Here is a 12,721-nt window from a genome sequence, read left to right on the forward strand (position 1 = left end):
TTTCAAATGGCCATTTTGCCCGACATCTTCGACGCTATGGCGCATGCCGCTATGGCAAATGCGGACCTTGCACTCGATCTCGCCAGCCAGGGCGTATTCGTCTTTCCGTGCCGGGCAGAGAATGGCCCACTCGATGCAAACGGGCATCCCGAGTGGAAAGAGAAGACGCCTTACCCTGGCATCATGTGGCGCTCCGCTTCGACCACGAATGAGCAGCGCATTCGCCAGTGGTGGTCGACCTATCCCGACGCCATCCCCGGCATCGATCTGTCCAAGACCGGCTTCGTGGTTATCGATCTCGACCGCAAGCCGGGGCAACCCGACGGCGTCGCGGCGTTCTTCAATCTTGCCGCCAATCATTCCGACCGGCTGGCGCACGTCCCCCAGGTCGAAACGATCACGGGCGGCATCCACCTCTATTACAAGCAGTGGGACAAGCACGGGAACGGCCGCGGTTCGCTACCTCCAGGCGTCGACGTCCGCGGCTTTGGCGGATATGTCATCGCCCCCGGCGCCACGATGGTGGACGGGCGGCGCTACGAACCAAGCGACATAAGCTTTCTTGATGCGCCAGAAGCTCCTGACTGGCTGATTTCGGTTTTGAGCACAGAGCGCGTCAAAGCACATGCCCAGTTCACCGTTGAGGCTGGCCCGCCCGTCAGCGACGAACGCAAGAGCTTGTACGGCCACCGCGCCCTAGAGGCCGAAATGCGCGAGCTCGCTTCGGCTCCTCCTGGCACCCGCAACGAAGCCGCGAACCGCATAGCCTTCCGTATCGGGCAGCTCGTCGGGGGTAGTTGCCTGACCTTCAGCGAGGCCTATGCGGCTCTCGCCAACGCAGCCATGTCATGGGGCATCCCAGCCAACGACAAGGCCCTAGGCCCGAAGGGAACGATCGCGCGCGCCATTCGCGACGGCACGACCAGCCCGCGCATGCCGCCACCGGACCCAGACGTCATCTCGATCACCAAGAACTTCATCGAGTCGGTTGATGGCACGATCGCGGATGCCAAAACTGGCGAGATAATCTCCACCCCAGCCCCGCCGCCAGCCCCGGACGGAGAGTTGCCTGAGCGGCTGACCAAGGTCCCTGGCCTAGTCGGACGCATCGCGCAGTGGATCACCGATTCATCGCTATACCCGCAACCGGGCCTTTCCCTGGGCGCGGCTCTTTGCATTGTCGGCACCGCGGCCGGGCGGCATCTTGCAGGGCCGAATAAATGCGGCACGCATCTCTATGTGGTCGGGTTAGCGCCCTCAGGAGCCGGCAAGAACCACCCGCTGTCCCAGATCGCGACCATCCTGGCCGCTGCAGACATGCGCTCGCATATCGGGCCGTCCCAGTTCATCAGCATGCCTGCCGTGATCAACTTCCTTTGCCGGGCACCTCTGTCCGTTTGCGCCATGGACGAGTTCGGCTCGTTTCTGAAGCGCATCAACAATCGCCGCGCTTCTGGCTTTGAAGGTGCAATCTCGGGTTTGCTTCGGTCTGCCTGGGGCTCTTCGTTCAAGGCCATGCCGACCCCCGAATGGGCCGGGCGATCGTCGGAAACGATCTTTTCTCCGGCCATGTCGATCTATGGCGTTTCGACCGCGGCTGAGTTCTATGACAGCCTGGAAGGTGGCGACGTCACCAACGGCGTGCTGAACCGTTTTATCATCATCGAGACGCGCAAGCGTCCGCTAGAGCGAAAGCCTCTGGCCGATTCCAACGAGGTGCCGAAGGATATCGTCGACGGGCTCAGGGCCATCTATCTGCGCGACCCTATGCTGGCCGGACAGCTCTGTCAGTCGACCAATTTTCCGCCTTTCGACACGATTTCAATCAGCCCCGATGCGGAGCAGATCAGGCGGGCATTCATCCACGAGCTCCACGCCAAGGGCGACGAAGATCCCAGCCTAGAGCCTTTCCTGGCCCGTACCGCCGAGAACGCCCTTCGGCTGGCCACCATTGTCTCCGTCGGCTGCCATGGCGAGCTGGCTATGATCGACGCCGACACCATCTCCTGGGCCTGCGACTTCTCATCCTGGAGTACGGCCAGCCTGGCAAAGGGCGCGGGCCTCTATATCGCTGACAGCGATACTCAAGCCACAGCGAACGCGATACGCCGCGTGATCAACGAACGCGGCGGGCGAGTTAGCCGACGGGATTTGATGCGCGCCCTCAAGCATCGCTACCGATCAAGGGAGCTTGAGGACGTGCTCAAAAGCCTTGCGGAGGCGGGGCAGATTGAGGTCGAAAAGGTCGCGCCGGAGCGCGGCGGGTATGCAGCGACTTGGTATCGGGCGGCAAACGAGTAGCCCCACGCGAGCAAGTGTCCCGCAGGAAATTTGAGGAGGAGCCCCGCCAAGGGCTCCTTTTTTGTTGGCGAGTGTCCCGAATGTTGACATTTGTCCAATCGCCTTCGGACATAAAAAAGCTAATAAAATCAGATATATATATCAAGTGTCCCTAAATATATACATATATTCTATACATACACCATTGTTATCAAGGTATGTAGGGGGTATATAATAGAGGGGAAAACGGGACACTCGGAGAACCGGTCATGGGCGTCTGGAATTTCAAGCATCTCGACCTGATGGAGATCGCCGGCAGGCTGGACCCCAGCAGGCCGATATCCGCTCGAGGGAAAAGCTACCAATCCACCGAGCCAGGACAGGCCGACTTCGCGGTCATGTGCGTGGCCCACATCCTGCGCCAACTCTGGCAGGCCGAAAACGGCAAGGTGCTGCGCATCGCGGATATCGATGCCGAGGTAGTCGCGTCTCGCGTCCAGCAGGTGTCGGTACGCATCCCTGCCGCGCTCAAACGCCTGGCACGATCAAAGCTGGTGACGCTAGATTTTGATCGCGAGGGCGTGATCGTGAAGCAAGGTTCGGATTGGATCGAAACATGAGCAGCGATCGAATTATCATCTTGGCCCGCAATGACGAAACCGGAGCGTTGGAATTACCGCTCGGGGATACGACGCTCTATTTCATCGATGACGCAGAAAGTATCCTGAAAACGGCATGCAAGTCTTATGGGCCGGAGTGGACCCTTGCGATCTATCGCCCGGATAGCGGGTTCTTTGCTGGGACTAAGGCCCCAGATAAAAACTAACCCCATCCTTGCCGCACTATTCCATGTCCAGCTATCTTGACCGTGCGCATTCCGAAAATCGTTGCGGACTTCTCTGGCTGGGAGCTGCCCGTGACTCAACGCCGCCGCGACAGGGTCACCCTGTCCGCCAAATCGACCAAGCCGCTTGCCGTTGGTGAGAGGCGAGAGACCGTCACCAAGGTTCCGGCGCCTGAGCTGGATCTGACGCCGCCGTGGTTCCTGCTCATGACCGCGCCGCGGGCAGAGGAGCGGGTTTCTGCCAAACTCATGGAAGCCGGCTGTCAGGTGTTCTGGCCGCATGAGTTTCACCGGGTCGAATACGGCGGCAAGCGCAAGCCTCTCGAGTTCCGGCGCGGCACCTATCCCGGCTACCTGCTCATGGCCGGCGAACTGCGGGGCTTGTCCTCGATCTTCGATATCGACGGCGTGACCAGCGTAGTCGGCACCTCCTCTGGCTGGGCAACCATTCCGGCCGGCGTGGTCAAGGCGATGGCGGCGTACCAGAACGACGAGCTTCCACCACATCTCGAAATTGTTCCCAGCGAGGTCGACCCTCCGAACACGATCCGTTCCGGTCAGCCGGTTCGCATCCTGGCCGGCCCGTTCATGGCGTTCATGGCTACGATGGTTGAATCGATCGGCATGGAGCGAGCGAAGGTCGCGATCGACATCATGGGCCGGGAGACATTCGTGGAGATCGATATCGAGCAGTTGGAGGCGGCGTGATGGGGCGCCAAATCAACTTGTATCAGCTCGTATCATTTCGCTTGACGCACTATTCCACTTTTCTGGATAGTACCCCTACGGCTTCCTCGGTGTGCGTGCTCGCTTCGGTTGAGCTCCCCGAACCCCGGACCAGATTTCTGGTGATGTGCGAAGCTTTGCCTGAAAGGAGGCAATCACAATGAACGCCTCTTTCGGCATCTCCTGGCGCCTCTAGCAACACATCGGTGTGTTGTAAGGTAGCCTGCAGGTCTCCAAAACCTTGCGGTCCCGGTTCGATTCCGGGCTCCGGTGCCAAGTTTCAGAGTTCGAAGCCGAGAGGATTGGTGAAGGGGTGCGCCCAGCATCCTAGCCACCCTGGGTGATCCGTTAAACGACCATCGAAATCCGGGTTAGTGGTCGGCCTAAGCCGTGATGAGGCGTGTTCACTTGATCGGTGAACGAGGTGCGGAAATGGCGGCTTCGAAATTATAACCCCGCTCGGCTTCGTGCCTTGCGACGCCACAGGCTTCGGTCTGGGGTTTTTCTTTGCCCTCTCGGGCTCCTCCCATCGTGCGGCGCAAATGGGCACAGAGTGCTCATCAGGGCTGGTATCCCCAGGCCTCGCAGAGTCGCGCCGGAATAACCCGCGCCGCACGAGCCCTTCCCTATGTGCCTCGCATCGACGGGGACGTGATTGAAAATGACCGACACCGTCACGCCTGAGCAGATCGACGTGTGCCTGGATCTCATCGCCATCGCTGAACCTGTGCGCAAAGCCTGCCATACGGCCGGCATTTCGCCCCAGCAGTTCTACCGTCGCATGCTTGCAGACGAGACGATTGCGGAACGATACGCGCGCGCCAAAGAGGCGGCGTTGGACGCCATGGCGGACGATATCCTCGCCATTTCCGACGACGGCTCGAACGACACCTATCTGGACGAAGACGGCAACGAGCGCACGCGCACCGACGTCATCCAGCGCTCCCGGCTGCGAGTCGATTCCCGCAAGTGGATCATGTCCAAGCTGGCCCCCAAGAAATGGGGCGACAAGGTCACCCAAGAGCATACGGGGGCGGTGGCCCTGACCGTCTCCTCCGAGGACGCCGAACTGTGACGCATGACGGTCAAACTCACGGAGAGGCAGAGGGAAGCTAACCGCCTTCTGGCTGGCCCGGCGCGCAATGTGATGCTCCGCGGCGGCTCGCGTTCCGGCAAGACGTTCGTCCTGGTTCGCGCGCTTCTGCAACGAGCCATCAACGCGCCTGGCTCGCGGCATGTCATTTTTCGCTTTCGGTTCAATCACGCCAAGACATCGGTCTGGGCCGATACGATACCGAAGGTGTTGAAGCTCTGCTTCCCGACACTCCAAGCCCGCTTCGATAAGACCGACTTTTTCGTCGAGCTCCCCAACGGCTCGCAGGTCTGGATCGCCGGGCTCGACGACAAGGAGCGGGTCGAAAAGATCCTCGGTCAGGAATATGCGACGCTCTACTTCAACGAGAGCAGCCAGATTCCGTGGGCCTCCGTCGAGACGGCGATGTCTCGTCTCGCACAGAAATGCGAACTGGCCCCCGAGATAGCCAAGGCCACCGGGCGCACGCATATCGCGCTGAAGGCCTATTTCGACTGCAACCCGCCGTCTAAGCTGCATTGGAGCTATCAACTCTTTCGGGCGAAGCTGAAGCCCGGCACGAAAGAGGCCCTGCCTTCGCCAAATGACTACGCAGAAATGCGGGTCAACCCGGCCGATAACTCCGAAAACCTGCCTGCCGAGTATTTTGACGTTCTGGGCTCGATGTCGGCAGCCAAGCGGCTGCGCTTTGAGGCCGGCGAATGGGCTAGCGAGGTCAACGGCGCCCTTTGGTCGCTGGAAGACCGCGAGGCGCCGGACGGTAAGAGAATGCCTGGCATTGACGCCCTGCGCGTTGCTCTGGCTCCTACCGATCTGCGCCGCATTGTCGTGGCTGTCGACCCTTCCGGCACGCGTGGAGATGGCGGCGGTGACGATATCGGTATCGTGGTTGCCGGGCTCGGCCATGACGGACATGGCTATGTCCTGCAGGACGGGACTTGCCAACTCAGCCCGGAAGGCTGGGGCCGTCGCGCGGTCGATCTCTATCACCGACACCAAGCCGACCGCATCGTCGGCGAGCGCAACTTCGGCGGAGACATGGTCCGCTTTACGGTTGCGACTGCCGATCGCCGCGCCTCGTTTAAGGAGGTCGTCGCCAGCCGGGGTAAGGCCGTTCGCGCCGAGCCTATCAGCGCGCTCTATGAGCAGGGCAAGGTCCACCATGTCGGCACATTCGCCGATCTCGAAGACCAGATGTGCAATTTCACTGCCTCTGGCTATGTGGGCGAAGGATCGCCCGACCGTGCCGACGCCCTCGTCTGGGCCTTGACGGAACTGATGCTCGGTGAAGAGCGCAGGATCACTTCGGAGCCCCTGAGACTATGACCGCTGGCTCCGTTGCCAAGACCGTTCGCACGCCGTCGCGTGACTATCTGCGCGCTCAGGAGAAGTGGGACCTTCCCCGCGCTCTTCTGGGCGGCACGCGGGCCATGCGCGAGAAGGCGGAGCAGTACCTGCCGCGTGAGTATGCCGAGGACGCGCTAGCCTACACGGTGCGCCTCAACCGCACGGTGCTGTTCAACGCTTTCGCCAAGACCGTCCGCGACATGGTCGGGCGCATGTTCACCAAGCCGATTCAGCTTGGCGACGATGCTCCCGAACAGATCAAGGAATGGTCGGAGAATATCGATCTCACCGGGCGCGATCTGAACACTTTCGCGTTTGAGGTGGCTGTCGATGCCATGACGACCGGTGTGTCGTTCATTCTGGCTGAAATGCCGCCTCCGTTGCCGGAGGGTGCCACCAAGGCCGACGAGCAGGAGCTTGGGCAGCGACCCTACTGGGTGCACGTCAAGACAGAAGACCTGATCGGCTGGAAATCGAAGACGATCGGTGGACGCGAGGTTGCCACGCAGGTGCGCCTGCTTGAGTGCGTCACGGAGCCCGACCCGAAGAGCCCGTTCGAGGAAGTCGAGATCGAGCAGGTTCGCGTGCTTGAGCCCGGCCGATGGGAGACCTGGCGCAAGAAGGGCGATAGCGACTCATGGGAGCGCCACGAAGAGGGCGTGACCACCGTCGTCACCGATCGCATTCCGATGGTTGCGGTCTATTTCAAGCGCGGCGGGTTCTATATCGGCGATCCGCCGTTTGCCGATCTTGCCGAGCTCAATTGCGCTCACTGGCAGTCGTCGTCGGATCAGCGGAATATTCTGCACGTCGCTCGTGTGCCGATCCTGTTCGGCGCTGGCTGGGATGAGAAGGATACGCTGACGGTCGGGGCTAGCACACTGGCCCGCGCGACCGCGCCAGATGCCAAGCTCACCTATGTCGAGCATAGCGGCCAAGCTATCGAGTCCGGTCGTAACGACCTCAAGGATCTCGAGCTGCAGATGCAGGCCATGGGCTTGCAGTTGCTCGTGTCCCAGCCCGGTCAGACGGCTACCGGCGAAATCCGGGACGACACGAAGGAAATCTCGCCGCTCGCCATGATGGCGGACAGCCTCGAAGACGCGCTCGAGGAGGCCTATGGCCTGCTCTGCGAGTTCAGCGGCGAAAAGGCCGAGGTCACCGTCAACGTCAACCGCGACTTCGGCGCGTCCGTCTTCGCCTCGACCGATCAGACCACGCTGCTTGCGATGGCTGACAGCGGCTACATCACCCACGAGACGCTTCTGCGCGAAATGCAGCGCCGCAAGGTGCTGGAGAACGATTTCGAGCCAGAAGACGAGGTGGAGAAGCTTTCCGGCTATGACGACGGGCTAGACGATGAACCAACGACTGGACCTGGCCGAGCTGCTGAAGGCGAAGAAGGTCAGTCGTAAGTTCGTTCAGATCCAACCGCCCAAGCCGTCGGTCAAAGCTGAGCGCGACTATATGCGCGCGCTCAAGCTGCTCATCACTGCCGCGGCGCGCTACACCAAGAACGTCATCGTACCTTCGGCTGAGACCGCAAAGGGCGTGGACCAAGCCTTGGACGGCCTGAAGACCGTCATTGCCAAGATTACGCCGAACGTCGCGGAGATAGCAACGCGGCTGATCTCTCGCGAGGAAATTCGCAACCGCAAGGATTGGGTCAGCGAGGTCAAATCCTCGACTGGCATCAACTTGGCCGGGCAACTTTCGCGCGACGGCATTCAAGACGACTTCAACATGATCGTGCGCCGCAATGTGGCGCTGATCCAGGGTCTCTCGGACGATGTCAGGGTGCGCATCGAGCGGCTTGTAACGCAGGCTGTCATCGACGGTACGCGGGCGTTTGAACTGGAAAGGCAGCTTCGCGAGGACTTCGGCATTGTCAGTCGAAGGGCAAAGCTGATCGCCCGTGACCAGATCCAGAAGGCCAACAGCGATCTGACGATGCTTCGTCAGGAGCAGTGCGGCATCACCCACTATCGCTGGTCGGGCGTGATGGATGCGCGGGAGCGCCCCAGCCACAAGGCCAACGAAGGGAAGCGCTTCGCCTGGGCCAAGCCCCCGGCTGAAACCGGCCATCCTGGCCACGATATCAACTGCCGGTGCGTCGCTATCGCATTGGTTGAACTACCCGAGGACTAGGCGCGACGCCTGGGCCGGACTGAACCGATCGGCGCGCGATGCATCGATCACCCCGCCGAAGCTGCGATGGCTCGGCTAACTGAGGCAATCAATGACTTTGAAGCTGACTGTCGACACGCTCGATGGCGTGCCTGAAACCGTGCGCGATTTTTACGAAGAGCGCGACGGCAAATTCGCCCTGAAGGTCGATGGCATCAAAGATGCCGCGAATCTTGAGAAGGCGCTGGAGAGCGAGCGAAAGGCAGCGCGCGAAGCGCAAGCCCTCGTCAAGCAGTACCAGGGCTTGGGGATGTCGGCAGAAGACATCAAGAAGCTCATTGAAGAGCGCAACGCCGCCGAACGGAAGAAGGCGGAGGAAACCGGCAATATCGACGCTATCCTGAACCAGCATCGTGATGACTGGAATAAGGAGAAGGCAAAGCTGGAGTCCGAGCTTGCCGCGGCTCATACCTCAGAACGTCAGGCGATCATCGGCAATAGCCTGATGGCGGCCCTGACGAAGGCTGGCGCGACCGAAGAGGGTATTGACCTCCTGCCGGACCGCCTGTCCAGCCGGGTCACCTTCGAAACCGAAAACGGCACCCGTGCCGTGAGAATTCTGCAGGCAGATGGTGCGACGCCTCTGGCCGGAAGCGGAAAAGGCGGTCTCGCGACCTTCGACGATCTCGTCAAGGAAGCGACTGCCAAGTGGCCAAGCCTATTCAAGGCGTCTGGAGCAGGCGGAGGCGGCAAGCTTCCGAACTCGGGCGGCGGAGGCGATGGCCGTCGCACCATGACCCTGGCCGATTTCAATGCGCTGCCCGCCAAAGAGCGCGCCGCCAAGATGGCTCAGGGTCTCACCCTCAAAGATTAGACCCCATAGGAGCCCATAGTGGCCAATACCCTCACCGCTATCGCGCCGACGCTGTTCAGCGCGGCCAAGGAAGTCGCTGCAGAGCCGTTCGGTGTCGTCGGCGCCATCAATGCCAACTTCGACGACAAGGCCGTCGCCAAGGGCGACACCGTCCTTGTCCCGATCGCGCCGGCCCGCACCGCGTCGGACTTCACCCCGGCCGCGACCGCTTCGTCCGGCACCGATGCCACCGCCACGACCACGGGCGTGCAGATCACCAAGTCCCGAAAGGTCGACTGGAACCTGACCGGAGAGCAGCTTCGTTCGCTCCAGAACGGCGGCACCGATCAGGACTGGGTTTCGCAGCTCATCAAGCAGGGCATGCGCACGCTGCGCAACGAGTGCGAGATCGATGCGGCTCTGGCGATCAAGGTCGGCGCCTCGCGCGCTTTCGGCACGGCCGGCACGACCCCGTTCGCTTCGGACCTTTCGGCGCTGACCAATGCCCGCAAAATCTTGCAGGACAACGGCGCCCCGCTGGCTGACCTGCAGTTCGTTGGCGACACCTCGGCCGGCCTCAACCTGCGCAACCTGGGCGTGATCCAGAACCACTATCAGGCGGGCACTGACGAAGAGCGCCGCAGCGGTGTTCTGCAGCGTCAGTTCGGCTTCATGCCGCGCGAGTCGGCTGGCATCGGCGCCCACACCAAGGGCACTGGCGCTTCCTTCACCACTTCTGGCACCGCGCTCCCGGTCGGCACCACCGCGATCCCGCTCATCACCGGCACGGGCACCGTGCTTGCTGGCGACGTGATCACGATCGCGGGCGATTCCAACAAGTACATCGTTGTCGCGGGCACCTCCGGCCCCGGCACGATCACCATCGGCGCCCCCGGCCTGAAGGTTGCGGTTGCCGCTTCGGCCACCAACGTCACCGTCGGCAACAACTACACCGCCAACCTGGCGTTCGAGCGTTCGGCTTGCGTCGGCATCATGCGTCCGCCGCTGGTGCCGGCCAACCCGACCATCTCCCAGATGCCGGTCTCCGATCCGCTGGGCATGACCTACCTCATGCTTGAGATCGCGCAGTACGGCCAGATCTCGTGGGAGCTGCACCTCGCCTGGGGCTTCAAATCGGTCAACGGCGAGTTCTCTGCCGTGGTGCTCGGCTGATCCATGAGCAACGACATTCTCCCTACCGTGCGGGTCAAAAGCCCGGACGCTCCTGGCGGCTTCGTTGTCTTCAATGAGAGCGATTTCGTTGAAGGCATGGAGCTCTACCAGGACGAGCCGGAACCGGCGCTTGTCGACGACCGCGATGAGCTTGTGAAGCAAGCTTCCGAGCTCGGCATCAAGGTCGACGGCCGCTGGTCGAACGATCGGCTCAAGTCCGAAATCGACGCCGCCCTGAAAGGCTGACCCATGGCCCTGATCGTCGAAGACGGCACCGCCAAGACGGACGCGAACGCCTATGTGTCCGTTTCCGATGCGGATGCCTACTTCACGACCAATACGGCATGGATGGCGCTCAGTTCGACCCAGAAGGAAGCGGCCATCCTAGCCGCGACCCGCTGGGTCGATGACGCCTATTTCGGCCTCTGGAACGGCTTTCGGTTCGCGCAGTTTCAAGCCCTGGCTTGGCCGCGCGATAATTCGCCGGGCCTTGCGCTCTTCGCGATGCGCGGGTACGCCCCGCGCGTCACGACCATTCTCTACGACTATGACGGCTTTCCTCTCTGGGGGAATGTCGTTCCAAAAGCAGTCCAAAGGGCCTGCATGGAAGCCGCGCTGCTTTCGGCAACCGGATTCGACTTTCTGAAGAACGGCAATACCGCGGCGATCTCCTCGACCAGCCGCTCCGTTGACCGCGTCTCGTACACTAACGGCTATGCGTCGCCCGTTTCGCAGCGCCACGACAAGCTCAAGTTCATCGATGGGCTGCTCCTTGGACTGATCAAAGCCAGGCCGGGCGCCACGATGAGCACGGTTAGGTTACAGCGCGCATGACCACGGTTGTTCTCAAGGACAAGCTGGCGGGCACGCTGAAGGCCATCCGAGAACTGGCGATGCAGGAGGTCAAGGTTGGCTTTCCGCAAGGCACGGCGAGCCGTGAGGGCGAAGAACTTAACAATCCGACGCTGGCCTATGTCCACGAGTACGGTGCGCCGGCCGCCAATATACCGGCCCGCCCATTTCTAATCCCCGGTGTCCAACAGGCGCTGCCCCAGGTCGAGAAGATCATGAAGGCGGGCGCCATCGACGCCTTGGACGGCAAGTCCAGCGCGAATTCCACGCTTCGCCAAGTCGGATTGGTCGCCCAGGGCTCTGTGCAGCTCAAGATATCGAGCGGTCCGTTCATCCCGAATAAGCCTGAGACGATCCGGCGAAAGAAATCGGATAGTCCGCTTATAGCCAAAGGCGACATGCGTAAGGCCGTCAATTTCGTCGTCGAGGACAAGTAATGCCTGATCTCGACGTCTCTTTCGTGCTCGACGATCCGATGTTCAACGATTCGAGCATCATCATCGAGCGCACAACCTTGGTCGTCGGCTCTGACGGCCGCGGCGTCCCGACCACGGTCAGCATTCCGATCGATGGCGTCGCCATCTCAGGCTACGCCCTGCCTGGCGGAGACGGCGGGCTGGTCAGGCGTCCAGAAGGCGAGACCAACAGCAATGGCATGACGCTCGCCACCCGCTTCGAAGTGCAGATGGGCGATACCGCGACCGGCGCTACCGCCGATGTGATCTTCTGGAACAACAGCCGCTTCACCGTCATCGCGCAGAACGACTACAGCAATTTCGGCGATGGCTATTACCTAATCCTGGCCGATCAGCTCCCGCTCAATCCCTGAGATCCAAGCATGCCCAACACCTCGGCAACGGGCGGATATCTCGCGCCGTCCAGTTCGCCGCCGGCTGAGGGTGACGATCTCGATGACATCTTTCAGCAGCTAGTGGTCGGCATCACCGGCATAGTTGGCCAGTTGGTGCGCCCTCGCTGGGCAGAAAACCCGCTTCCTAGACCCGAACGCACCGTCAACTGGTGCGCTATCGGCGTAACCGGTGTCGAAGCGGATACCTTCCCAGCGGTAATCCATCGCGGCGCAGGCGACGGCGCAGACGAGCTTCAGCGTCACGAGACGATCGATGTTCTGGCCAGTTTCTATGGGCCTCTAGCCCAGGCCAATGCCGCGCTCTTCAAGGACGGCTTGGCGATCGCGCAGAACCGTGAAGATCTCTTCAAGGTCCAGATGAACGTGCTCGATACGGGCAAGATCATCAGCGCCCCTGACTTGCTGAACAATACCTGGATTCGGCGCTTCGACGTGCCTGTTCGCTTCCGGCGCTGCGTCACGCGCACCTATCCCATCCTCAACATCCTATCGGCCCAAGGCTCTGTCAGCACGCCTGACGGCACGCAGCCATTCACCGTCACGGAGTCCTAACCA

15 protein-coding genes and 1 tRNA gene are annotated in these 12,721 nt (G+C 61.3%); all 16 read left to right on the top strand.

The window, feature by feature from the left end; translation table 11 throughout:
- Window positions 1–6 precede the first annotated feature (6 nt).
- The 16 genes from AC3WMA_RS12160 to AC3WMA_RS12235 all read left to right on the top strand — a co-directional run bounded on the left by AC3WMA_RS12160 (window position 7) and on the right by AC3WMA_RS12235 (window position 12,718).
- Window positions 7–2,301, top strand: a complete 2,295-nt coding sequence (locus AC3WMA_RS12160) for a bifunctional DNA primase/polymerase (RefSeq protein ID WP_492285612.1) — start codon at window positions 7–9, stop codon at window positions 2,299–2,301.
- 248 nt (window positions 2,302–2,549) lie between these two features.
- Entirely contained in the window at window positions 2,550–2,900 is a 351-nt protein-coding gene (locus tag AC3WMA_RS12165; protein ID WP_492285613.1) for a hypothetical protein, read from the top strand.
- The gene (locus AC3WMA_RS12170) at window positions 2,897–3,106 is read left to right on the top strand and encodes a hypothetical protein (protein WP_492285614.1); all 210 of its coding nucleotides are present in this window, start codon (window positions 2,897–2,899) and stop codon (window positions 3,104–3,106) included. Before AC3WMA_RS12165 ends, AC3WMA_RS12170 begins: the two co-directional genes overlap by 4 nt.
- Before the next feature lie 42 nt (window positions 3,107–3,148).
- Window positions 3,149–3,832: a transcription termination/antitermination protein NusG gene (gene nusG / locus AC3WMA_RS12175; protein ID WP_492286099.1), complete on the top strand. Its 684-nt coding sequence runs from the start codon at window positions 3,149–3,151 to the stop codon at window positions 3,830–3,832.
- 220 nt (window positions 3,833–4,052) lie between these two features.
- Window positions 4,053–4,126, top strand: a tRNA-Trp gene (locus AC3WMA_RS12180).
- A gap of 385 nt (window positions 4,127–4,511) precedes the next feature.
- A complete protein-coding gene (locus AC3WMA_RS12185) occupies window positions 4,512–4,925 on the top strand; it encodes a terminase small subunit-like protein (RefSeq protein ID WP_492285615.1) in 414 nt (137 codons plus the stop codon).
- A 3-nt stretch (window positions 4,926–4,928) separates the two neighbouring features.
- Complete coding sequence (locus tag AC3WMA_RS12190; protein WP_492285616.1) at window positions 4,929–6,269, top strand: phage terminase large subunit; 1,341 nt, start codon at window positions 4,929–4,931, stop codon at window positions 6,267–6,269.
- Window positions 6,266–7,705, top strand: coding sequence for a DUF4055 domain-containing protein (locus AC3WMA_RS12195; protein WP_492285617.1), 1,440 nt, complete (start codon window positions 6,266–6,268; stop codon window positions 7,703–7,705). Before AC3WMA_RS12190 ends, AC3WMA_RS12195 begins: the two co-directional genes overlap by 4 nt.
- Window positions 7,650–8,438: a phage head morphogenesis protein gene (locus AC3WMA_RS12200; RefSeq protein WP_492285618.1), complete on the top strand. Its 789-nt coding sequence runs from the start codon at window positions 7,650–7,652 to the stop codon at window positions 8,436–8,438. The genes AC3WMA_RS12195 and AC3WMA_RS12200 overlap by 56 nt, the downstream gene beginning before the upstream one ends.
- 91 nt (window positions 8,439–8,529) lie before the next feature.
- Window positions 8,530–9,291 (top strand): hypothetical protein, encoded by a 762-nt coding sequence (locus AC3WMA_RS12205; RefSeq protein WP_492285619.1) that lies wholly within the window; start codon window positions 8,530–8,532, stop codon window positions 9,289–9,291.
- 18 nt (window positions 9,292–9,309) lie between these two features.
- Complete coding sequence (locus AC3WMA_RS12210) at window positions 9,310–10,443, top strand: major capsid protein (RefSeq protein WP_492285620.1); 1,134 nt, start codon at window positions 9,310–9,312, stop codon at window positions 10,441–10,443.
- Window positions 10,444–10,446: 3 nt separating this feature from the next.
- Window positions 10,447–10,689: a hypothetical protein gene (locus AC3WMA_RS12215; protein ID WP_492285621.1), complete on the top strand. Its 243-nt coding sequence runs from the start codon at window positions 10,447–10,449 to the stop codon at window positions 10,687–10,689.
- A 3-nt stretch (window positions 10,690–10,692) separates the two neighbouring features.
- On the top strand, window positions 10,693–11,277 hold the full coding sequence (locus AC3WMA_RS12220; RefSeq protein ID WP_492285622.1) for a DnaT-like ssDNA-binding protein: 585 nt from the start codon (window positions 10,693–10,695) through the stop codon (window positions 11,275–11,277).
- Window positions 11,274–11,732 carry a hypothetical protein gene (locus tag AC3WMA_RS12225; RefSeq protein ID WP_492285623.1) on the top strand — a complete coding sequence of 153 codons (459 nt, stop codon included), beginning with the start codon at window positions 11,274–11,276 and terminating at the stop codon, window positions 11,730–11,732. Before AC3WMA_RS12220 ends, AC3WMA_RS12225 begins: the two co-directional genes overlap by 4 nt.
- Window positions 11,732–12,124, top strand: coding sequence for a hypothetical protein (locus AC3WMA_RS12230; RefSeq protein WP_492285624.1), 393 nt, complete (start codon window positions 11,732–11,734; stop codon window positions 12,122–12,124). Before AC3WMA_RS12225 ends, AC3WMA_RS12230 begins: the two co-directional genes overlap by 1 nt.
- A gap of 9 nt (window positions 12,125–12,133) precedes the next feature.
- Window positions 12,134–12,718: a phage neck terminator protein gene (locus AC3WMA_RS12235; RefSeq protein ID WP_492285625.1), complete on the top strand. Its 585-nt coding sequence runs from the start codon at window positions 12,134–12,136 to the stop codon at window positions 12,716–12,718.
- Window positions 12,719–12,721: the final 3 nt, after the last annotated feature.

Source organism: Allobosea sp. FW305-C-101 (genome assembly GCF_058783685.1).

Coding starts and splice junctions, on each gene's coding strand:
- AC3WMA_RS12160 (WP_492285612.1), top strand. CDS start 7: ATGGCCATTTTGCCCGACATCTTCGACGCTATGGCGCATGCCGCTATG.
- AC3WMA_RS12165 (WP_492285613.1), top strand. CDS start 2,550: ATGGGCGTCTGGAATTTCAAGCATCTCGACCTGATGGAGATCGCCGGC.
- AC3WMA_RS12170 (WP_492285614.1), top strand. CDS start 2,897: ATGAGCAGCGATCGAATTATCATCTTGGCCCGCAATGACGAAACCGGA.
- AC3WMA_RS12185 (WP_492285615.1), top strand. CDS start 4,512: ATGACCGACACCGTCACGCCTGAGCAGATCGACGTGTGCCTGGATCTC.
- AC3WMA_RS12190 (WP_492285616.1), top strand. CDS start 4,929: ATGACGGTCAAACTCACGGAGAGGCAGAGGGAAGCTAACCGCCTTCTG.
- AC3WMA_RS12195 (WP_492285617.1), top strand. CDS start 6,266: ATGACCGCTGGCTCCGTTGCCAAGACCGTTCGCACGCCGTCGCGTGAC.
- AC3WMA_RS12200 (WP_492285618.1), top strand. CDS start 7,650: ATGAACCAACGACTGGACCTGGCCGAGCTGCTGAAGGCGAAGAAGGTC.
- AC3WMA_RS12205 (WP_492285619.1), top strand. CDS start 8,530: ATGACTTTGAAGCTGACTGTCGACACGCTCGATGGCGTGCCTGAAACC.
- AC3WMA_RS12215 (WP_492285621.1), top strand. CDS start 10,447: ATGAGCAACGACATTCTCCCTACCGTGCGGGTCAAAAGCCCGGACGCT.
- AC3WMA_RS12220 (WP_492285622.1), top strand. CDS start 10,693: ATGGCCCTGATCGTCGAAGACGGCACCGCCAAGACGGACGCGAACGCC.
- AC3WMA_RS12225 (WP_492285623.1), top strand. CDS start 11,274: ATGACCACGGTTGTTCTCAAGGACAAGCTGGCGGGCACGCTGAAGGCC.
- AC3WMA_RS12230 (WP_492285624.1), top strand. CDS start 11,732: ATGCCTGATCTCGACGTCTCTTTCGTGCTCGACGATCCGATGTTCAAC.
- AC3WMA_RS12235 (WP_492285625.1), top strand. CDS start 12,134: ATGCCCAACACCTCGGCAACGGGCGGATATCTCGCGCCGTCCAGTTCG.